Genomic DNA, 19,562 nt, shown 5'->3' with positions numbered 1-19,562 from the left:
CAAGGTGACGAGGTGGTGAAGTGACAAGATCCTGAATCGTTTGGCTAAAGGTTTTTTAAAGCCTTGTCACCTTGTCACCTTGTTACCTTCAAAAACGATTATGGCATCCATCCATCAGAAATATCAGGAAGCTATTCGGCTGTATGCCGAGACCGACTTGTCTGCGGTGCAGATAGCCAAAGCATGTAATGTGGAAGTAGCTGGCTTTCGGGCTTATCTGGGCAGGCATCATAGGGATTTATTGCTGAAGCGTTATGGCATGGAAGGCATGGAATGTTCGGTAAAGCTTCGTTCGAAACGTGGGCAACGGCCGGACGCTCATCTTAAATATAAGGAAGCGGTAGAAGCCTGTGATAACCTGTCGTATATCAGATTGAGTATTTCGGAAATAGCTCGCATGTTTGGTGTTACTGCTACGGGACTGGGCAATTTTCTGCGCCTGCATTATCCTGATGTGCTGGAACGGAGGGAAAAGGCAAAGTTACGGCTGGGAATAGCTGATAATACCTGGCGTGGTGCGCGGCGCCAATGTGCGGAAGTCTATACGCAGGCAGTAGAGATGTATAAGACTACGGATATGACGATATCCGAAGTAGCAGAGTTTTGTGGTGTATCCATAGGCGGACTGAGCCAGCATCTGCGCTTCTATCATAAAGAGGTGATAGAAAAACGTTTTTCCGAACGTGAGCAGGCGAAGAAAGGTAAGAAAAAAATCGGACACATATCCGGTAATGGCCGGAAACACGTTCCTGATCCGGAAACAGTGGAAAGGTACCGGGAAGCTCTGGAACTGTACCGGAACACGAATCTCATTGTAAAGGATATTGTGCAGCGGGCGGGAGTTCCGTTGGAAGGCTTCCGTTATTACCTGCGTACATGGCACCGGGATTTGATGTTGGAACGAAGGGGAATGTCGGCTGCGGGAAAAGACCGGGATGATATTGATTTGAGTATTACCAAACGTTACCTGAAATCGACTTCTGCCAAATATGCCGATGCCATTGACAGTTTGAAAGCCAATCCCAGACAGGTGGCTAAGGTGGCTGCAGAGTTCGGGTTGCATCCGGAGACGTTTCGGATGTATCTGAAAGAACATGAGCCGGAACTGTCGAAGAGGCTAGGAATGATGAAGGCTGCAAACGGGAAAACAGTATCCCGGCAGGCTGCCGAGAAATATGCGGAAGCCGTGCGCCTGTATGAAACGACAGATGAGGAACTGAAGTCGATAGCCAGACGGTTGGGATTGGTATATAATAGCTTGGGAGGATATGTGAGACGTAATTGCCCGGAAGCCAAACAGAGGCATGAAGCGATTGTGGCAAAGAAAAAGACAGACTGATGAAGAAATATTTTGCAAATGAAAAAGAATTAATTGCAGATTACTTTGATGGGTTTAATACCAATCTTTCTTGGAGCCGACCATGGGGTACGGGATAACGTAGTTGTTGCTGGCAAGAATTGACTGCGTAAATCTTCGATGTCAAAAGCCATGATGATATAATGAATTCGATTGGTCTCTAACGTAATGCCAGGTATTTGTGCTTGGAACCACGAAGCACCTTCATCGCTTGAATAATCAGAAGATTTGTATTTGATGAATGCATATATACTGAAATCCGTAGCAGGAATTGAAGTATTGAGAGGGGATAATAAATAATTGGAAGCATCTGTTACATATCCGAACCCTCGATATAAACCGATGCCATTGTCTCCGGTTGTATATGAATATTCTACTCGCTCGAATTCTTGATAGGTTTGGTCATTGGTTGCATAGAATCCTCCTTCGTCTCCGGATACAACAGCATTGTTTAAAACATCATATTGATGACAGAAGTTGGGACCTAAATAGAGCTTAATAGAAAAATCGCTTGGATTACATCCTAATTCGGAAATCCAATCATCTTCATCTATATCATTATCTGTACTACCGTCAGCCGTTACTTGTGTAAACATAAAATAAACCCTGAATCCAGTGACGTGTCTTGTCATTGTTATGGTCGGAATATCTTGCTGCATTAAATTAACAAGTTCGTCTTTTGTATAGGTTTGGCTCTTAAGCAGTTCTTTGTTTATCTCATCGTTTTGTACGAATACATCGCTTCCACTGACGGGAGTTGCTCCACTGGTTTCGGCTTCCCAATAAGGACCTTCAATTGTTGAGAAATAGACATTATCATCTGCACTTAAAGTCATTTCTGCTTCTCCTGCACGTATAATGTATCCTCCTCCGTTTTCTTCATCTTCATCTTCAACTTGCATGTGGATACCTTGGCAACCATCGCAATGTTCTACATTTTCTAAAGGTATTCTTATTGACTGATGTGTATTATCTGTTTTTGCTGAATGTATGTAAATGTAATCGTATGGATATTCATTGGTAAATTCTCCATTTTCAGTATCTAATCCCCTTGTCTCACTTTTTACTCCCGATTCGGCTATTAGTGTGATATCTAGGGAATATAATCCAGGTTTAACAGATTGTTGTACATCTGTTGTTTCTGTATCGTCTGTACATGACATCAGCCCTCCGCAAAATAGCAGAGATATTCCTATCAAAACGTTTTGAATTGTTTTCATGTTTACTCTCCTTATTAATTAATTGCTCCCACTTCCATTCCATCTGTTCCATGTAATGCTATTGGCATCAGAACTTGAACGGTGGTCAATTCGGGTTGTTCCTCCAAATTGGTCATCTATCAATATGCATGGACTTGCATTATAAACGGTAGTACTGCATACCGCCTCATTAAAATCCCATTCAACAACTTTTGCTGTTGGTTTAGTATATTCCTTTTTCATCGTAAGCATTCTAAGAAATACACATTGCATGCCCTATGGTTTGATTGTAATTTTGCTCCCGCATAACAATCAAACCGAATAGCAATGAACAGAACTGAATTTGAAGAATTAGAAATGCAGGTGCAACAAAGCGGCCTGTCATTGAAGTCGTACCTACGACAGATAGGAGTGAGTTATTCCACCTATCACTATTGGCAAAAGAAATACTCTGCCGAGAAAGACAGTATCAAACAAGAGCTGGCTCCGATCAATATCAAACGGCCAACAGCAGAATTGTCCTTGGACGAACAGGCTCCTTACGGCGTGTCCTTGTTGTTTCCCAACGGACTCCGTGCCCACTTTGGAAACGGCTCAGAGAAGCTGTTGATGGAAGTGTTGAACCAAAGTCTGCAGGAGGGCCATGTTTAACTTGAACGACACGATGCGCTACTTCCTGTGTCCCGGCAGGACGGACATGCGCAAGGGCATCAGTTCGCTGTGCGGGGTGGTGCATGAAAAGATGAAAAGTGAGGTGAAGAACGGCGATGTCTTCATCTTCATCGGCTCCAACCGCAGGCTTATGAAGCTGCTTCATGCGGAAGACGGCGGCATGGTGATGTACGTCAAACGGCTGGAGGCCGGACGCTTCAAACTGCCGGAATACGACCCGGAATCAGACAGTTATCCCATGGAATGGCGTGACCTGGTAATGATGGTCGAGGGCATTCAGGAAAGCCCGGGGCAGAGGCTCCGGCGGCTCAGGGCAGAGCGTAAGGAGTACCATGTATGACATGTTTTTTATTGAAAAAAGTGCTGGTATTATTGTATAATCCATTAATAATTAGTATCTTTACATCAGTAAAAAAGAGACAGGCAATGGATGAAAAAGCTATATTACTCAAGACGATAGAAGGGCTGAATGCCACTGTCGCTTCGTTGTCTGCCACCAATAAAGAACAGTCAGAGCAGATTAAAGATCTGCAGGAACGTATCAAAGAGTTGACGGCTCAGGTCGCATGGCTGAACCGTCAGCTCTTTGGGCGTAAATCGGAGAAGCTTCGCGCATATGACCCTAATATCCCCGATCTTTTTGCAGACGAGTTTGCCGGACTCCAACATCAGGCGGAAGAAAAGCGCGACGAAGCCGTTGGGAAGATTGAAAAGGAATCGGCGGAAGTACGGAAGCAGAATCGTCAGAACCGAAAAATGATAGAGGACTTACCCGTACTGGAGACCGAGACAATAGAACCGACAGGTGTTGACCTGTCTTTATACCGTAGAATAGGCGAAGAGATAACAAAAGTCGTCAAACACAAGCCGGGGATGCTTTACGTCAAGGAAATCATCCGTCCCAAATATGCACTCAAGGACAGCACCATGCTTCCTCCGGCTGGACAGAAAGGAGTGGAGATTGCCCCCATGCCGCTGATGCCTGTTGACAAGTGCATCGCTGATACCAGCCTGCTTGCCGAGATACTGCTTCAGAAGTATGAATACCACGTCCCGTTCTACCGTCAGATACGGCAATACAGGCATCTCGGGCTGAAAGGCCTTACGGAAAGCACGCTGGACGGATGGTTCAAGAAGACGGTAGAACTGCTGAAGCCCCTGTATGAGTCGCTTAAGAAAGAGGTTTTCTCTTGCGACTATGTGCAGGCGGACGAGACCACCATCCCGGTCATCAACAGAGGAAAGCACAAGGCGGAAAAGGAATACCTCTGGATGGTCAGGTCGGTCATGGAAAAACTGGTCATCTTCCATTATGACATGGGATCCCGGGCCGGATCAGTCATCGAATCACTGGCAAGCCAATACCGCTTCAAAGGATACCTTCAATGCGACGGTTTTGCAGGCTATGAGACAGCCTTCAAGACCAACCCCGACGTGCGGCTGGTCAATTGCATGGCGCATATCCGCCGTGATTTTGAGCATGCCTTGGGTGAAAACAAAAAGGAAGCCGAATATGGGCTGGCCCAGATACAGTACATGTACAGGATTGAGCACTGCTGCGATAAGGCGGGCTTGTCGTCCGACGGACGCAAAGCGAAACGCCGGGAACTGACACGCCCAATCATGGAGGCCATGAAGACGTGGATGGAAACGGAAGGCATCAAATACAGTCCCCAATCGCTAATCGGCAAAGCTGTCTCGTATGCCTATACCCGATGGGACAACATGATGAGATGCCTGGAGGACGGACGCCTGCTTTTGGACAACAACCTGGCGGAAAATGCCATCCGGCCAATTGCTTTGGGGCGCAAGAACTATCTCTTCTGCGGTAATCACGAGGCTGCCGTTAACATGTCTGTAATCTGTTCCCTGCTAGCCACCTGCAAGGCACACGATGTGAACCCAAGGGATTACCTGAAGGATATCATTGCCCAAATGCCGTATCATAAGAAGTCCGCTGATGAGGAACTGCTTAACCTTCTTCCGCACAAATGGAAACTGCAACATCCGGAGAGCCTGTTGACCAAACAAACTGTAGAATCCGCTAACTAACCACAACGTCAACATACAGGTTCAACAAAACTATAGCGACTGTCACTATGAATCCAATAGTAACAGTCGCTATCATTATATAGATATTTAATGACTGTAGTTTATCGAATGCTTACTTTTCATCGCTTTATAAATTTGGTTTTTTACTGGGCAAAAGTAAAGATTATCTTGTAGCGATGGTAAAAGCAAGGGTGACGGTTCGTCACGAAGAGGTGATAAAAAGTCACATGTCCTGATTTTAGATACGTCTGTCTCTCCAACAGGTTTTAACCGATGCCTTTTCGTGCTATCAATAGTGCCTGTACGATGCCTCGCAAAGCCAGGTAGACGATAAAGCCCATCCATAAGGCATGATTCTGGAGCGAGTCATGCAGGGTATAATAAATAAGGAAGAAGCTTGCTGATGCGGCAAACATTCCTTTCAGCATGATGGATGTAGCGGTGGCTCCGATGCAGATACCGTCGAGTAGGAAGGCAGAGAAACCGGCAAGTGGGATGGCAAGCACCCAATAGAAATAAGTGCCCGAAGCATCAATTACTGTCTGTTCGTTGGTGAGCAGGCCGAGGAATCCTTTTCCTCCGATGCCATACAGGAGGGTGAAAGCCAGCGAGAGCATAATACCCCAGCCGAAGAGGTGGCGGACGGTGCGGAGAAGTTCTGTACGGTTTCGTGCACCGATGTATTTTCCGGTCAAAGCTTCGCCAGCGTATGCAAATCCATCCATAATGTATGAGAACAGGGTGAAAAGCTGCATCAGCAGGGTATTGACTGCCAGTGTAACATCGCCATACGCAGCTCCTGTAGAGGTGAAGAATACGGTGACTGCTACCAGGCAAAGTGTGCGGAGGAAGATGTCACGGTTCACCTGGAAGAAGCGTGACATTGCTTTACGGGTGAAAACGGCTCCTTGTCTGACATATTTGCGCAGGGGACGGTAATACCGAAACCACAGCAGGTATGCCATAAAGAGTCCGGCGTATTGGGCGATGAGGGTTCCAAGTGCTACTCCTGCCACTTTCATATCGCAGGCAAACACGAAAAACAGGCTGGCGACAATGTTTACCACGTTTTGTGCGATGGCTATGAACATCGGGAAGCGGGAGTTCTGCATCCCGATAAACCATCCGGTGAACCCATACAGTCCCAACGTGGCTGGTGCTCCCCAAATACAGATATGAAAATAAAGTGATGCGAGTTCTCTAACTTCCGGGCTGGCATCAATCAGGTGGAAAGCGATGATGCGGATGGGATATTGCAATACCAATAAAGCGAGTGCCAATAAAAGGCTGATGCCTAACGAGCGGAGCAGGATGCGGGTCACTTCAGGAAGATCGTGTGCACCGTACGATTGTGCCGTGAGTCCGCTTGTTCCCATGCGCAGGAAACCGAATATCCAGTAAATCATATTAAACAGCATGCCGCCTATGGCTATGGCACCGATGTAGGATGCCGAGCCTAAATGGCCGACAATGGTGACATCTACCAGTCCCAGCAGGGGAACGGTGATGTTCGAGACAATGGAAGGAAGGGCAATATGCAGTATGCGTTGGCTTGTGAATGATATATTGAGTGACATGTGTTATCTTATAAAGGTGGTTTACAATTCGAATGAAACTTCTTTGAACAGGTATTTCCGGAGGGTTCCTTTTTCGTCTTCCAAGACCAGCCTTCCCGAAGGTTCTATATCGTGTATGCGGGCAATGAAGCGACCTTTACCATCACGGTAAGGATGGACACCTGCTTTGCGGTACAGCATCTGTTTGTATTGTTGGGCAATTTCATCAGTGCATCCCGCTTCCAGCAGACCGTAATACCAGCTTGTACGTTCCATTACTTGTTCCAGGATTGTAGCCGGATTATAAAGTAGACCTGTGATTTGCGTAAGCGAAACAGGGTTGGGAGCATTGCTTACAAACCGTTTTTGGTTCAGGTTGATGCCTGTACCTGATATGGAGCGGCTGACGTATGCACCGTCCCAGTCGTTCTCGATGAGGGTACCGCATAGTTTCCGGTCTCTCCAATAGATATCGTTGGGCCATTTGATGGAGATACTGTCGGTATGTGCCGAAAGTGCATCGGCAAGTGCCAGTGCCGTGACTTGTGAGAGAAGAAACTGCTGTTCGGCTTTCAGAGAACTGGGATATACCACGAAGCTGAATAGCAAATTGGCTCCCGGTTCAGATTCCCATGTATTGCCACGTTGTCCGCGTCCTGCTGTCTGGTATGCGCTGTACACGCAGGTCAGGTTGGCTTGAGGCTCGTGGTCGCATAAGGCGGCAAGATAGGAGTTGGTCGAAGTTGTTTCTTGCAGATATATAGGTTTAGGATATTTCATAAAGTAATCAGAATTAAATGATATTATCTTTTGAGGAGTTAAGAAGCTATTTTGAATTTCTCCAAAAAGTTTTTCTTGGCCTGATGTATCCGTTTTCGTGCGTGCTTTGGGCGATTTTTTGGTCCTTTCCGCTCCTGTTCTTTGTCAGATAGCCCGCTATCTTCCCATAGTAAAGACGCAAGATTTTGCGTCTCTACAAAAACTCATCCCAAATCATTGCACGATAAATTCAAAACAGCTTCTAAGAAGTTCCATGCCGGCTCATTTACTTATATGAATGTCCGCATTTCACCAATAAGGAGTTAGAAGCCAATACATTTACTAATGGAAATCCTAACAGAACTATTGTCTTTTAACTCCTGTGAGCGAAGCGGGCATAACTCCTTTTAACTCCTTTTCATACCATTGGCATTTTGCGGATATTCAAATAAACTAAATACGAACATCTACTCATTATTATATATATTGTAAGGTGTTACCAAATGGGCGGCAGGAATGCATTTTCGATATGCTCAATGTGGAAGGGAGGCTTTTCGCCTATTACCGTTATTACATCAAAACGTGCCGGGAGGTCGAGTTCGAACTTCTTGATGTATGAGTCTGCCAGTGAGACCAGCGTGCGTATTTTCCGGTCGTTTACCGCATCTTCGGCGTGTCCGTAGGTCTCGTTCCTTCGGGTCTTTACTTCCACAAAGACCAGCTGTCCGTCTTTTGTCGCTATAATGTCCAGTTCGTTTCTTCCCCGTCGCCAGTTGCGGTGAAGGATGCAGTATCCCTTTTCGGCCAGGTGGCGCACCGCTTCGTCCTCCCCTTCCTTGCCCAGGTCGTTATGTTCTGCCATATTTGTACGTTTTTTGTGTGCAAAGTTACGTAATCTTGTTGTATTTTCTTTGCTTTTTTAATTTTAATCTTGGTCTGCTTTGCAGAAGAGAAAAAAGTGAACTAATTTTGCACTCAAGATGATGAACAATGGAAAAAAAAGGAAGAAAGTGCCGGCGTCGGTTCCTCCGCGCAGGCAACGGATGGTGTGTCTGCTCAGCGAAGAGGAGGCACAGATTATTGAGCGCTACCTGAAACACTATCAGATAACCAATAAGGCACGGTGGTTCAGGGAAACGGTCTTGACGTTTATTCATCAGAAAATGGAAGAGGATTACCCTACTTTATTCAAAGAACACGATATGCGGAGGTAACGGGATATGGCAGATGATACGTTTTATATGAAACAGGCGTTGGCTGAGGCAGAGAAAGCATCGGCAAGGGGAGAAGTGCCTGTAGGTGCGGTGGTAGTATGCCAAGGCCGTATCATTGCCCGTGCACATAACTTGACCGAAACCTTGAACGATGTGACGGCACATGCCGAGATGCAGGCCATTACGGCTGCGGCAAATGCATTGGGAGCCAAGTACCTGAATGATTGTGCGCTTTATGTAACGGTAGAACCGTGTGTGATGTGTGCCGGAGCCATAGCGTGGGCACAATTGGGCAAGCTGGTGTTCGGCACCGAAGACGAGAAGCGCGGGTATATGCGTTACGCACCTGCGGCATTACATCCGAAGACCGAGGTGGTTCAGGGTATCTTGAAAGACGAGTGCGCCGGTTTGATGAAGGAGTTTTTCCGGAGACGCCGGTGAAGGTCGTTACTGGTTATAGCTCCTTTTATTAAAGAACCATACTACCCTTATGATTCTTTTTTATTTTACAGATAGTCTGGTGTAAGATTAATAATGGACTTATATGCGTGTGAAATTTTCAAATCACAGAGGCAGAAAATGCACATTTTAAAATACCGTTTAAAGTATAGAGGGAGTTAGAAGCTGTTTTGAATTTCTCCAAAAAGTTTTTCTTGGCTTGATGTATCCGTTTTCGTGTGTGCTTTGGGCGATTTTTTGGTCCTTTCCGCTCCTGTTCTTCGTCAGATAGCCCGCTATCTTCCTCATCACAGAAGCGAAAATGCCTCAAAAACTCATCCCAAATCATCGCACGATAAATTCAAAACAGCTTCTTAGTTAGAAGCCAATACTTTTGTGCCATTGGCTTCTAACTAATTCCCTCTAGCTCCTTTTATCTGCTGGCATTTTGAGGATATTCATTTGAAAATCGCCTCTTTGAGCCTTGTAACCGCTTTCAGGGCATCGCCTTGCGCTTCATTGAGCAGGGTGACGAACTTGCTTCCGATGATGCATCCGGCGGCGTGGGCAGAGGCGGCCTCGTAGGTCTGGCGGTTTGAGATGCCGAAGCCTATCATCCGCGGGTTGCGCAGGTTCATCGCCTCGATGCGGCGGAAGTATGCCTGCTTCTGCTCGTTGAAGTCGCGTTGCGCGCCGGTGATGGCGGCAGAAGATACCATATAGATAAACCCTTCGGTATGGCGGTCGATTTCGCGGATGCGTTCTTCGCTGGTTTCGGGGGTAATCAGCATAATGATGCGCAGGTCATAGCGTTCGGCTATGGGACGGTATTCTTCCATGTAGTCTTTGAAGGGAAGGTCGGGGATAATCATTCCGTCTATGCCGCATGCCTGGCAGCTTTGGCAAAAGTTCTCGAATCCGTATTGCATGATGGGGTTGAGGTAGCCCATCAGGATGAGGGGGATGCGTACGTTGTGGCGGATGCCTTCCAATTGGGCGAAAAGGCGGCGTAGGGTCATTCCGCCATGCAGGGCACGGGTGGCGGCGTCTTGGATGACGGGTCCGTCTGCCATCGGGTCGCTGAAAGGGATGCCGATTTCTATCATATCCACACCTTGTGCTTCGAGGGTGCGGATGACATCGGCGGTGTTGTCGGGTGTGGGACATCCTGCACAGAAATAGATGGAGAGGATGTCGTGTTTCTTTTGTTCGAATAGTTGGTTGATACGGTTCATGGTGGTTAATAATTAATAATGTGCTAATTAATAATGTGCTAATTAATAATGTGCTAATTAATAATGTGCTAATGTGTCAATGTGATAATGTGTCAATGTGCTAATTCATTCTCTCATTGTCACATTGTTCATTGATACATTGTTTATTCTCTCTATAAATGCTTTCAGCTTTCCGGCATCCTTTACGGCGGGAGCGGTTTCGAAGCCGCTGTTCAGGTCGATGCCTGCCCACTGGGGATGATGGAAACGCCACAATGCTTCGAGGCTTTCGGGGCAGATGCCTCCGCTCAGCAGAAACGGCACGTCGCCGAGATAGAAGCGAAGCAAGGACCAGTCGAACGCCTTGCCTGAGCCTCCGTGTCCGGCACTCGGGGTGTCAAACAGCAGGTAGTCGCACAAGGGAAGGTAAGGAATGGTCTGCTCCAGGTCGGCAGGCGTGCGGGGTGCGAACGCCTTGATGAGGTGGAACCCGTGGCACCGCAGTTCGAGGCACAGCTCAGGGCTTTCGGTGCCATGCAGTTGCACGTAGTCGAGGCGCAGGGCTTCGGCACGTGCGGTTATGGTGTCGAAGCCGGCATTGACGAATACGCCGACGCGTTTGGCGTGGCGGGGCAGATAGGCGGGTGTGTCCGCCACGAAGCGGGGCGAGCGTTCGTAGCAGATGAACCCTATCCAGTCGGCTCCGGTATTTTCTATGGCGCGGATGTTTTCGGGCTCGCGCATGCCGCATACTTTGATTATCATGTTGTTTGTTGTTTGGGCACCACAGATTACACAGATTTAGTAATATGAACGTCCGTATTTTGTCCAATTTGTTTGTAGGGGCGTATTGCATACGCCCTGATAACGTCTTTGTGGGTTAGTTGGCGCATTCGGGCGTATGCGATACGCCCCTACAGCGGATGTGTGCGGAATTCATTTTTAATAAAATTGTCACTGTGGTGAATGGGTTATAATTAATTATTTTAATCTGTGTAATTCTGTGGTGAGTAAATCTGCAATAAACCGGCTTAATGCTTCTCCCGGTTCGTCGGTCTTCATGAAGGTTTCGCCGATAAGGAAGCCGTCGAATCCTGCCTCGCGCAACTGAAGGAGGGTATCGGGGCTGGAAATGCCGCTTTCAGAGATTTTCACTATGCCTCGGGGCAATGCCTCGGCAAGCCGGAGCGAATGGGACGCATCGGTGTGGAAGGTGCCCAGGTGTCGGTTGTTGACGCCCACTACGTCGATGTATTCGTTCAAGTAATCCAGCTCTGCTTCGGTATGGATTTCCAGCAAGGTTTCCAGTCCCAGCGTGTGTGCTTCTTTTGCCAGCGTGAGGCACGCTTGGGGGGTAAGGGCAGAGGCTATCAAGAGGACGGCGTCCGCCTGTACTGCTTTTGCCTGCAATAACTGGTATCGGCTGATGATAAAGTCTTTGCGCAGGATGGGCAGGCTGGTCGTAGGACGTGCCGTGCGGATGTCTTTCAAGGTTCCGCCGAAGTATGCCTCATCGGTCAGGATGGAGAGTGCGGCGGCTCCTGCCTGCTGGTATGCGGCAGGTATTTTGCCGGCATCGGCGTCCTGATGAATCCAGCCCTTCGAAGGCGAACGGCGTTTGAACTCGGCGATAATGCCGGTAGGCGATGCCATAAGTGCCTGTTTAAGGCTGCGTGCCGGAACAGGTTCGCCCAGTTGTTTTTCAAGGAAGGCGGCAGATACCACTTTCTCTTGTCCGGCTATCTCGATGCGCTTGTGCGCGATGATTTCTTCTAAAATGTCTTTGCTCATAATTTTTTAGTTGACTAGGTGTTAGGTACTAGGGGACTAGGTTTTTAGATAGTTTGGTTTGTACTGGCAAAACTATTTAGAACCTAGTTGCCTAGTACCTATTCACCTGGTACCTGATTTAATTATTTATCTCTACGAACTTGCAGAAGGTGCTCCATGCCTTTCCGCTTTCCAACGACTGGCGTGCCAGTGCCACACATTCTTCTATCGGCTTGCCGGGCTCGCGTGCCTGAATGGCGAACGAAGCGTTGATGAGCACACATTCGGTCTGCGCTTTCGTGGCACGGTTGCAGAGCACGTCGTCGAATATTCGGGCGGCTTCCTGCGGGCTTTTCCCTCCCGAAAGTTCTTCCTGGCGGGCAAGCGAGAAACCTAAGTCTGCCGGGCGGTAAATGGTCTCGTAGCGGTTGGTCATCACCTTGAACTCGTCAGTGAGCGAGATTTCATCGTATCCGTCGAGGTTGTTCACTACGGCGAAACCGATACCCAGCTGCTGGAGCGTGTTGGTGTAGAGACGCATCTGGGCGAGGTCTGCCACTCCCAATAGCTGGTATGCCGGCTGGCAGGGATTGATGAGCGGTCCCAACAAGTTGAACAGGGTGCGCACCTGCAACGCCTTGCGCACGCCTGCCACGTGTTTCATTGCCGGATTGAAGAGGGGGGCATGGAGGTATGCCATGTGGCAGGTCTCAATGGAGCGGCGTAATCGGTCGGGGTCGGTAGTGAACCGCACGCCGTGTTGTTCCATTACGTTGCTGGCTCCGCTCACCGAAGTGGTGCCATAATTGCCGTGCTTGGCTACGGCGTAGCCTGCTCCTGCCACCACGAAGCAGGCGCAAGTGGAGATATTGAAGGTGTTCTTGCCGTCTCCTCCTGTCCCCACGATGTCGATGGGGCAGTAGTCGGAGAAATCGACGGGGATGCGTGTTTCAAGCAATGCCTGGCGGAAGCCGGCAAGTTCGTCTACTTTGATGCCCCTCATTTGGAATACGGTGAGCAGGGCGGCTATCTGTGTATCGTTGTATTTGCCTTGTGTGATGCCTTTCATCAGTCCGTATGCTTCGTCGTGCGAAAGCTCTTCGTGGGCAAATAGTCTTGTAAGTATTGCTTTCATATTGAGTCGTTTTTTTCACCACAGATTACACAGATTTATAAATTAAATTTAATGGGCTGTGTCTGTTTGCGGTGATTGGTCAGTAATCAATTATTTTATTTTAATCTGTGTAATCTGTGGTGAAAGCTCCAGCCAGTTTTGCATGATGCGTTTCCCGTCGGGGGTCAGCACCGATTCGGGATGGAACTGGATGCCTCGGATGTCATATTCGCGGTGGCGCAATGCCATGATGTATCCCTCTTTGCTTAGGGCGAGTGTTTCGAGGCAGGAAGGCAAGGTGTCCTTGTCGACTACCCACGAGTGATAACGCCCTACGGGAATCTCACGGGGCAATCCTTGAAAGAGGTAATCGTCGGCGATGAGGTCTACCGGGCTTTGTATGCCATGGAATACGCTGGAAAGGTTTACCAGTTTTCCGCCGAATACTTCGCCGATCGCCTGTTCGCCCAGACAGATGCCCAGTATAGGCTTCTTTCCGGCATAGGAACGGATTACGTCAAGCAATAATCCGGCTTCTTCGGGGATGCCCGGTCCGGGCGAGAGGACTATCTTGTCGTATGCTTCCAAGTCTTCCAACAGGAATTTGTCGTTGCGGAGCACGGTCACTTCGGCTCCCAATTCTTGCAGTATCTGGCTCAGGTTGTAGGTGAACGAGTCGTAGTTGTCTATAATAACGGTTTTCATTTTTTGAGTTCTTAAGTTTTTGAGTTTTTAAGTTTTTAAGTTCTTGCTTGAGTTTTTTAGTTCTTAAGTTTTTTAGTTCTTGAGTTGGTGTAAGATAATAACTTACAAACTCAAAAACTCAAAAACTTAAAAACTAAAGAACTTATAAACTCTCAGCAATCAGGATGGCTTTTTTCAAGGCTCCCAGTTTGTTGTTCACTTCTTGCAGTTCGTTTTCTTCGTTGCTCAGGGCGGTGATGCCTCCGCCTGCCTGGAACCAAAGTTCGTGGTTGCGGCTTACGAAGGTGCGGATGGTGATGGCCTGGTTAAGGGTTCCGTTCAGCCCGATGAAGCCGATGCAGCCTCCGTATGCACCGCGGTTGTGTGGCTCTATCTCGCTGATGAGTTGCATGGCACGTACTTTGGGAGCACCGCTCAAGGTACCTGCCGGAAAGGTGTCGAAGAACGTGCGGATGGGATTGGCGTCGGCGTTCAGCGTGCCGCTTACTCGGCTCACGAGGTGGATAACGTGGCTATAATATTGCGGTTCTTTGTAGAAAGCTACGTGCGTGCCCGTGCAGTTCCGGCTTAGGTCGTTGCGTGCCAGGTCTACCAGCATCACGTGTTCGGCGTTCTCTTTCGGGTCGGCAAGCAGGGCTTCGGTCAGCTTTCGGTCGGTTTCCTTGTTTCCGCTCCTTCGGGTGGTGCCGGCAATGGGGTCGATGGTGGCTTGCCCGTCTTCTATCCTGCAATGGGTCTCGGGCGAGGAACCGAAGATGCGGAATCCTCCGAAGTCGAAGTAGAACAGGTAAGGCGAGGGATTGATGCTGCGCAGGGCGCGGTAGAGCTTGAAGTCGTCTCCCTGGAAATGCTGGATGAAACGGCGTGAGAGTACGATTTGGAACACATCGCCCCGCAGGCAATGGGCGATTCCCTTGCGGATGTTTGCCTTGTGCGCTTCATCGGTCAGGGTACTGGTGGTTTCCCCTATGGGGTGGAAACCGTAGGTGGTATAATTACGGTCGTGGATGGCACGTTCTATCTCGCCAATATGGCTCGGCTCGCTTCCGTCGTTCATCTCGATGAGTACCATTTCGCTCTTGAAATCGTTGAATACGATGATGTACTTATACAGGATGTAGAGGATATCGGGTGCATCGTTCTTGGCTTCGGTGCTGTCTTTCACCTCCACAGGTTCGAAATAGCGCACGGCGTTGAACGAGGTATATCCATACACGCCGCAATAGTCGGCATATTCTCCTTCTACCCGGAAGCGGGCAAGGAAGCGGTTCATCACATCCTCCACCGTACATGCTTCGCTGATAGGAGTTTCTTCGCGCGAGTGGTCGGGATAGATAGCGGTAGCTACATCGTGGCTTACGCTGATACTGGCTATCGGGTTCAGCCCGATGAACGAACGGTTGTTTTCGCTCCCGTGATAGTCGGAGCTTTCCATCAAGGCGCTTTGCGGAAAGAGGTCGCGCACTTTCAGGTAGGTGCTGACCGGTGTATGCAGGTCGCCCAGCAGCACTTTATGATTGGTATGGTAATGGTAGGTCATTTTTTAGTTAATAATTAATAATTAATAGTTAATAGTTTAATGTGCTAATAAACAATGTGGCAATGTGCTAATAGGCAATGTGGCAATGTGCTAATAGGCAATGTGGCAATGTGCTAATAAACAATGTGGCAATGTGCTAATAAACAATGCACATTCTCACATTAGCACATTCTCATATTAGCACATTCTCACATTAGCACATTTTCACATTTGCACATTAGCACATTATTCAAATACGTTTCCATGTCCTTGTCTCCTCGTCCCGATACGGTGAGCACCACGATGTCTTCGGGGCGGAAACTGACCTTCTCCAGTGCGCCCAATGCGTGTGCCGATTCCAGTGCGGGGATGATGCCTTCCAGACGGGTCAGTTCGTAGGCGGCACGGATGGCTTCGTCATCGTTGATGGCGAGCACCGTGGCACGGTGTTGTGTGGCAAGGTTGGCGTGCAGGGGACCGATACCCGGATAGTCCAGCCCTGCCGATACCGAGTAGGGTTCCAGGATTTGTCCGTCTTCGTCTTGCATCACAAGGGTTTTCGCTCCGTGTATGATGCCCAGCCGTCCCAGTTGGATGGTGGCGGCAGAGTATCCCGAATGGATGCCCTTTCCTCCTGCTTCGGCGAGTACGATTTTCACCTTGTCGTTGTTCAGGTAATGATAGACGGTGCCGGCGGCGTTGCTTCCTCCGCCCACGCACGCTATCAGATAGTCGGGATAATCGCGTCCCTCGTGCTCCATCAGTTGTTTTTTGATTTCTTCGCTGATGACCGATTGCAGGCGTGCCACCATGTCGGGGTAAGGATGAGGCCCTACGGTAGAACCTATTACGTAGTATGTGTCTTCGGGGTGGCAGCACCAGTCGCGTATGGCTTCATTGGTGGCATCCTTCAGGGTTTTGTTTCCCGAGGTGACCGGACGCACTTCGGCTCCCAGCATCTTCATTTTTTCCACGTTGATGTGCTGGCGTGCCACGTCGGTTTCGCCCATATACACCACGCATTCCATGTTCATCAGTGCGCAGACCGTAGCGGTCGCTACTCCGTGCTGTCCGGCTCCGGTTTCGGCGATGATGCGTTTCTTTCCCATTCGCCGTGCCAGCAGCACTTGCCCGATGGCGTTGTTTATCTTGTGTGCGCCTGTATGGTTCAGGTCCTCCCGCTTCAGGTAAATCTTGCATCCGTATTTCTCCGAAAGCCGGTTGGCAAGATACAGGGGAGAGGGACGTCCCACGTAGTCGCGCAACAATTGGGCGAACTCTTGCTTGAAATCATCGCTATCCAATACCCGTAGGTATGCATATTTCAGTTCGGTCACGCACCGGTGAAGAATTTCGGGGATGTATGCTCCGCCGAAATTTCCATAATACCCGTTTGAGTCTACTTGATACTTTTTGCTATTCATATTTTGATTGTTTAAGTTATTGCCAATGGGGATAAAAACAAAAAAGGCTGTCGTAAGAACGACAGCCTTTTTTGTATGCCTTGATAAATGATTGTTGGTTATGAGAACAGACAGATACACACGGACTGGGTTAGCTTACGACTTTGGGAGTAGTAAGTAACGCCACCAACGATATGTATTTGTCATTACTGAGTTCATGAGTTTTTTGTTATGTTTCTGTTTAATTCGGGAGCAAATATAGCGATAATTTTTGAAGATGCAAACAAAATGGGATTTTTTTGTTCTATATCCATAGAAGTTTATTTGTATAAACAAGAAAAAACAACTATCTTCGTAGTACATATATAATAAGGAGAAAATTATGAAACTATTCGGTTATTCAGTAGTGAGCAGCCTGTGTGCCCTGATAATGGGTATTCTGCTGGTAGTGTGGCCCGAGGCAGCCGTGATTTATTTGGTAATAACGGTAGGGGTATTGTTTTTGCTTCCGGGTTTGTACGGGATATTGGCTTATTTTTCTTCACGTGGCAATGTTTTTCCTGTTGTAGCACTGGGCAGTGCCTTGTTGGGGATATGGTTGATTGTAATGCCGGGCTTTTTTGTCAGTATTCTGATGTATGTGCTGGGCGCGTTGCTGGTGTTCGGAGGCGTCAGCCAGCTGATGGGTTTCATTTCGGCACGCAAGCTCGCAGGTAGTGTCCCAGGCATCTTTTATGTGATTTCGGTCTTGCTCCTGCTGGCAGGCATCCTGATTCTGGTGAATCCTTTCGAAGCGGCAAAAGTGCCTTTCATCGTTCTGGGCGTGTCTTCTATCGTTTACGGCTTGACCGACCTCTTCCGCATCATCCGCTACCGCCAAAAGAAAGAGGCGGGGATAACGGATGTGGAAGTGATAGACGAGCGGAGAGAAGGCTAATAGTTCAGTCCGAACGCCCATAGTGGGACGATGTTGGCGTAGCCGTTCTCGATGTCGTCCTTTACGATATACCCTTCTTGTACGCTTTCTATTTGTTTTTGCCCTTTTTTGCGTCCTCCGATTTCAAATACTTTGCCGTCTATTTCGAAGTCGGAGACGCTGGAACTGGTCACATTGTTTAGCACCCTTGTCTGGTTCATGAAGAAAGTTTCCCTTACATTGCCGATTTCCGCATGTTCGGGCGCTAATGTGTAAATCAGGTTGGAGTTGTCAAGATAAAGCTTTTCCACTTTTCCCAATCCTCGCAGTCCGCCTGTTGTATCATGAAGTTGGGCTATCATGCCTGCCTTTTCTATGTAAATCAAGTAATTCGGAATGTCGTTCCGGCTAATTCCAGTAGCTTCCGCCAATTTTTGCATGACGGGCTTGAAAGGCACACTTTTAGCTATTACCATCAAGAGGCTTTTCAGTTTTCTCCCTAAGGCAATGTTGGCCTGTATGTGTTGCGGAATGTCCACTTCCATCGTTTGATTGATGACCTGCATCAGTTCCATTTCATATTCTTCATCTTTGGCGAAAGGGTAATAGCCTCTGCGTAGATAATCTTTGAAAAGAGGCAGCGGATGCTCAACAGGAAGCACGGCTTTGTGCGCCAATATTTCGTTGAGGCTATAAACGGGGGTTTCTATCTGATGGAACAAATGCAGGTATTCGCGGAATGAAAGCCCCTGCATGGTGTAAATAGGCATCCTTCGGCTTAGGTCGGCAAGCCCTTTGTATATATCAAGGATAGACGAACCGGAGATAACCAGTTGCAAGTCATCGTAACTATCGTAAATCTGCTTAAGCTCTCTCGACCAACCTTCATACTTATGAATCTCGTCAATAAACAAATGTTTCCCTCCCATTTTCACAAAATGGTCCGCCAGTTCCACAAGCTTATGTTCGGCAAAATACAGATGGTCAGCAGATACATAGAGTGTATCTGCCGGATTGAGATTGAATTTAATATACTGCAAAAGCATCGTAGACTTGCCCACTCCCCGCGGTCCGACAATCCCGAAAGCACGTCCGTTCCATTTGATTAGGTTGTACTGGTAACGAAAGAACTCGGTAGGCGTATGTTTTAGTTTCCGGTTGAAAAACTCATATAGTTGTTCCATAATCGTGTGGTTTAGAAAACAAAGATACGGTTTTTGCATGAAAAAAATGCAGAATTCCTCGAAAACTGCACGAAAATGATGCAGAGTCTGCATTCCAGCGTCCGTTGGCATACTTATTTCCATGAAAAGTCTTGGTACATTTGGCTTTGCAGCTGGGTGATATTCTCTTTGCAGGCATCTAAGTTTTATATTCCGGCTGGCGGAACGTATATTCCATGGGCTGGAATATACGTTCCACGGCGTGGAATGTATGTTCCAGCCCATGGAATATAAAACTTATATAGCTGTGAGTGGATTATTAATTGTCTTTTTGAAGAAAATGATTTTGTGTATCAGGAAACAAAAGATTATTTTCGATAGAGATTCAGAAGCTGTTTTGATTTCATTCGATAAATTTGTTAAGCATGATTTGGATGAATGCAATCTGTACCATAGCTTCTGCGGTTTCAGCAAGGAATTCATAATCGATGGTCAGCCTTCTGAAGTTTTC

Annotated in this window: 20 protein-coding genes; 7 read left to right on the top strand and 13 right to left on the bottom strand. The window is 47.8% G+C overall.

Annotation, left to right across the window (positions count from 1 at the left end; translation table 11 throughout):
- The first annotated feature begins 100 nt into the window (after positions 1–100).
- A complete protein-coding gene (locus B5G04_RS18980) occupies positions 101–1,339 on the top strand; it encodes a hypothetical protein (RefSeq protein ID WP_087398351.1) in 1,239 nt (412 codons plus the stop codon).
- 29 nt (positions 1,340–1,368) lie between these two features.
- On the opposite strand, the gene B5G04_RS18975 is transcribed toward B5G04_RS18980, so the two are convergent.
- Positions 1,369–2,577, bottom strand: coding sequence for a hypothetical protein (locus tag B5G04_RS18975; RefSeq protein ID WP_143270497.1), 1,209 nt, complete (start codon positions 2,575–2,577; stop codon positions 1,369–1,371).
- A 306-nt stretch (positions 2,578–2,883) separates the two neighbouring features.
- On the opposite strand from B5G04_RS18975, the gene B5G04_RS18970 reads away from it, so the two are divergent.
- From B5G04_RS18970 to B5G04_RS18960, 3 genes are all read left to right on the top strand, one after another.
- Entirely contained in the window at positions 2,884–3,207 is a 324-nt protein-coding gene (locus B5G04_RS18970) for a hypothetical protein (RefSeq protein ID WP_087398289.1), read from the top strand.
- Positions 3,200–3,568 (top strand): IS66 family insertion sequence element accessory protein TnpB, encoded by a 369-nt coding sequence (tnpB, locus tag B5G04_RS18965; protein WP_013616133.1) that lies wholly within the window; start codon positions 3,200–3,202, stop codon positions 3,566–3,568. The genes B5G04_RS18970 and tnpB overlap by 8 nt, the downstream gene beginning before the upstream one ends.
- An 86-nt stretch (positions 3,569–3,654) precedes the next feature.
- Positions 3,655–5,280, top strand: a complete 1,626-nt coding sequence (locus B5G04_RS18960) for an IS66 family transposase (protein WP_087395044.1) — start codon at positions 3,655–3,657, stop codon at positions 5,278–5,280.
- Positions 5,281–5,546: 266 nt separating this feature from the next.
- Here the strand turns inward: B5G04_RS18960 and B5G04_RS18955 are convergent, their stop codons facing one another.
- From B5G04_RS18955 to B5G04_RS18945, 3 genes are all read right to left on the bottom strand, one after another.
- Positions 5,547–6,857 (bottom strand): MATE family efflux transporter, encoded by a 1,311-nt coding sequence (locus B5G04_RS18955; RefSeq protein WP_022040683.1) that lies wholly within the window; start codon positions 6,855–6,857, stop codon positions 5,547–5,549.
- Between the two features lie 21 nt (positions 6,858–6,878).
- Complete coding sequence (locus B5G04_RS18950; protein WP_087398349.1) at positions 6,879–7,616, bottom strand: biotin--[acetyl-CoA-carboxylase] ligase; 738 nt, start codon at positions 7,614–7,616, stop codon at positions 6,879–6,881.
- 475 nt (positions 7,617–8,091) lie between these two features.
- The gene (locus B5G04_RS18945) at positions 8,092–8,457 is read right to left on the bottom strand and encodes a YraN family protein (protein WP_087249651.1); all 366 of its coding nucleotides are present in this window, start codon (positions 8,455–8,457) and stop codon (positions 8,092–8,094) included.
- 118 nt (positions 8,458–8,575) lie between these two features.
- Here B5G04_RS18945 and B5G04_RS18940 point away from each other — a divergent pair, with 118 nt between their 5' ends.
- Together B5G04_RS18940 and B5G04_RS18935 are read left to right on the top strand one after the other, a co-directional pair.
- Positions 8,576–8,809 carry a hypothetical protein gene (locus tag B5G04_RS18940; RefSeq protein ID WP_022040680.1) on the top strand — a complete coding sequence of 78 codons (234 nt, stop codon included), beginning with the start codon at positions 8,576–8,578 and terminating at the stop codon, positions 8,807–8,809.
- A gap of 6 nt (positions 8,810–8,815) precedes the next feature.
- Positions 8,816–9,250 carry a nucleoside deaminase gene (locus B5G04_RS18935; RefSeq protein WP_022040679.1) on the top strand — a complete coding sequence of 145 codons (435 nt, stop codon included), beginning with the start codon at positions 8,816–8,818 and terminating at the stop codon, positions 9,248–9,250.
- 118 nt (positions 9,251–9,368) lie between these two features.
- On the opposite strand, the gene B5G04_RS20120 is transcribed toward B5G04_RS18935, so the two are convergent.
- The 8 genes from B5G04_RS20120 to trpB all read right to left on the bottom strand — a co-directional run bounded on the left by B5G04_RS20120 (position 9,369) and on the right by trpB (position 16,993).
- The gene (locus B5G04_RS20120; protein ID WP_158100148.1) at positions 9,369–9,596 is read right to left on the bottom strand and encodes a hypothetical protein; all 228 of its coding nucleotides are present in this window, start codon (positions 9,594–9,596) and stop codon (positions 9,369–9,371) included.
- A gap of 109 nt (positions 9,597–9,705) precedes the next feature.
- On the bottom strand, positions 9,706–10,482 hold the full coding sequence (gene trpA / locus B5G04_RS18930) for a tryptophan synthase subunit alpha (protein WP_087398348.1): 777 nt from the start codon (positions 10,480–10,482) through the stop codon (positions 9,706–9,708).
- Positions 10,483–10,587: 105 nt separating this feature from the next.
- The gene (locus tag B5G04_RS18925; RefSeq protein ID WP_087398347.1) at positions 10,588–11,226 is read right to left on the bottom strand and encodes a phosphoribosylanthranilate isomerase; all 639 of its coding nucleotides are present in this window, start codon (positions 11,224–11,226) and stop codon (positions 10,588–10,590) included.
- Positions 11,227–11,442: 216 nt separating this feature from the next.
- Complete coding sequence (trpC, locus tag B5G04_RS18920) at positions 11,443–12,252, bottom strand: indole-3-glycerol phosphate synthase TrpC (RefSeq protein ID WP_087398346.1); 810 nt, start codon at positions 12,250–12,252, stop codon at positions 11,443–11,445.
- 118 nt (positions 12,253–12,370) lie between these two features.
- Positions 12,371–13,366 carry an anthranilate phosphoribosyltransferase gene (trpD, locus tag B5G04_RS18915; protein ID WP_087398345.1) on the bottom strand — a complete coding sequence of 332 codons (996 nt, stop codon included), beginning with the start codon at positions 13,364–13,366 and terminating at the stop codon, positions 12,371–12,373.
- Positions 13,367–13,456: 90 nt separating this feature from the next.
- Positions 13,457–14,050, bottom strand: coding sequence for an aminodeoxychorismate/anthranilate synthase component II (locus tag B5G04_RS18910; RefSeq protein ID WP_087398344.1), 594 nt, complete (start codon positions 14,048–14,050; stop codon positions 13,457–13,459).
- A gap of 142 nt (positions 14,051–14,192) precedes the next feature.
- Positions 14,193–15,590 carry an anthranilate synthase component I family protein gene (locus B5G04_RS18905; protein ID WP_022040673.1) on the bottom strand — a complete coding sequence of 466 codons (1,398 nt, stop codon included), beginning with the start codon at positions 15,588–15,590 and terminating at the stop codon, positions 14,193–14,195.
- A 188-nt stretch (positions 15,591–15,778) separates the two neighbouring features.
- On the bottom strand, positions 15,779–16,993 hold the full coding sequence (gene trpB / locus B5G04_RS18900) for a tryptophan synthase subunit beta (RefSeq protein ID WP_087398343.1): 1,215 nt from the start codon (positions 16,991–16,993) through the stop codon (positions 15,779–15,781).
- Positions 16,994–17,354: 361 nt separating this feature from the next.
- On the opposite strand from trpB, the gene B5G04_RS18895 reads away from it, so the two are divergent.
- Positions 17,355–17,909, top strand: coding sequence for a DUF308 domain-containing protein (locus B5G04_RS18895; protein WP_087398342.1), 555 nt, complete (start codon positions 17,355–17,357; stop codon positions 17,907–17,909).
- On the opposite strand, the gene B5G04_RS18890 is transcribed toward B5G04_RS18895, so the two are convergent.
- Positions 17,906–19,072, bottom strand: a complete 1,167-nt coding sequence (locus B5G04_RS18890; protein WP_087398341.1) for an AAA family ATPase — start codon at positions 19,070–19,072, stop codon at positions 17,906–17,908. The two genes, B5G04_RS18895 and B5G04_RS18890, sit on opposite strands and share 4 nt — an antisense overlap.
- Positions 19,073–19,562 lie beyond the last annotated feature (490 nt).

The sequence above is a fragment of the Bacteroides sp. An51A genome, from assembly GCF_002161565.1.
Taxonomy (GTDB): domain Bacteria; phylum Bacteroidota; class Bacteroidia; order Bacteroidales; family Bacteroidaceae; genus Phocaeicola; species Phocaeicola intestinalis.
Note: the sequence above shows the minus strand (reverse complement) of the source record. Positions and strands in the feature narration are given on the sequence as shown.

Bases quoted from the DNA above. Each gene is read 5' to 3' on its own strand.
- B5G04_RS18980 (WP_087398351.1), top strand. From the start codon at position 101: ATGGCATCCATCCATCAGAAATATCAGGAAGCTATTCGGCTGTATGCC.
- B5G04_RS18960 (WP_087395044.1), top strand. From the start codon at position 3,655: ATGGATGAAAAAGCTATATTACTCAAGACGATAGAAGGGCTGAATGCC.
- B5G04_RS18895 (WP_087398342.1), top strand. From the start codon at position 17,355: ATGAAACTATTCGGTTATTCAGTAGTGAGCAGCCTGTGTGCCCTGATA.
- B5G04_RS18940 (WP_022040680.1), top strand. From the start codon at position 8,576: ATGATGAACAATGGAAAAAAAAGGAAGAAAGTGCCGGCGTCGGTTCCT.
- B5G04_RS18975 (WP_143270497.1), bottom strand. From the start codon at position 2,577: ATGAAAACAATTCAAAACGTTTTGATAGGAATATCTCTGCTATTTTGC.
- B5G04_RS18890 (WP_087398341.1), bottom strand. From the start codon at position 19,072: ATGGAACAACTATATGAGTTTTTCAACCGGAAACTAAAACATACGCCT.
- B5G04_RS20120 (WP_158100148.1), bottom strand. From the start codon at position 9,596: ATGATTTGGGATGAGTTTTTGAGGCATTTTCGCTTCTGTGATGAGGAA.
- B5G04_RS18945 (WP_087249651.1), bottom strand. From the start codon at position 8,457: ATGGCAGAACATAACGACCTGGGCAAGGAAGGGGAGGACGAAGCGGTG.
- trpA (WP_087398348.1), bottom strand. From the start codon at position 10,482: ATGAACCGTATCAACCAACTATTCGAACAAAAGAAACACGACATCCTC.
- B5G04_RS18970 (WP_087398289.1), top strand. From the start codon at position 2,884: ATGAACAGAACTGAATTTGAAGAATTAGAAATGCAGGTGCAACAAAGC.
- B5G04_RS18935 (WP_022040679.1), top strand. From the start codon at position 8,816: ATGGCAGATGATACGTTTTATATGAAACAGGCGTTGGCTGAGGCAGAG.
- trpB (WP_087398343.1), bottom strand. From the start codon at position 16,993: ATGAATAGCAAAAAGTATCAAGTAGACTCAAACGGGTATTATGGAAAT.
- trpC (WP_087398346.1), bottom strand. From the start codon at position 12,252: ATGAGCAAAGACATTTTAGAAGAAATCATCGCGCACAAGCGCATCGAG.
- B5G04_RS18955 (WP_022040683.1), bottom strand. From the start codon at position 6,857: ATGTCACTCAATATATCATTCACAAGCCAACGCATACTGCATATTGCC.
- B5G04_RS18905 (WP_022040673.1), bottom strand. From the start codon at position 15,590: ATGACCTACCATTACCATACCAATCATAAAGTGCTGCTGGGCGACCTG.
- B5G04_RS18925 (WP_087398347.1), bottom strand. From the start codon at position 11,226: ATGATAATCAAAGTATGCGGCATGCGCGAGCCCGAAAACATCCGCGCC.
- trpD (WP_087398345.1), bottom strand. From the start codon at position 13,366: ATGAAAGCAATACTTACAAGACTATTTGCCCACGAAGAGCTTTCGCAC.
- tnpB (WP_013616133.1), top strand. From the start codon at position 3,200: ATGTTTAACTTGAACGACACGATGCGCTACTTCCTGTGTCCCGGCAGG.
- B5G04_RS18950 (WP_087398349.1), bottom strand. From the start codon at position 7,616: ATGAAATATCCTAAACCTATATATCTGCAAGAAACAACTTCGACCAAC.
- B5G04_RS18910 (WP_087398344.1), bottom strand. From the start codon at position 14,050: ATGAAAACCGTTATTATAGACAACTACGACTCGTTCACCTACAACCTG.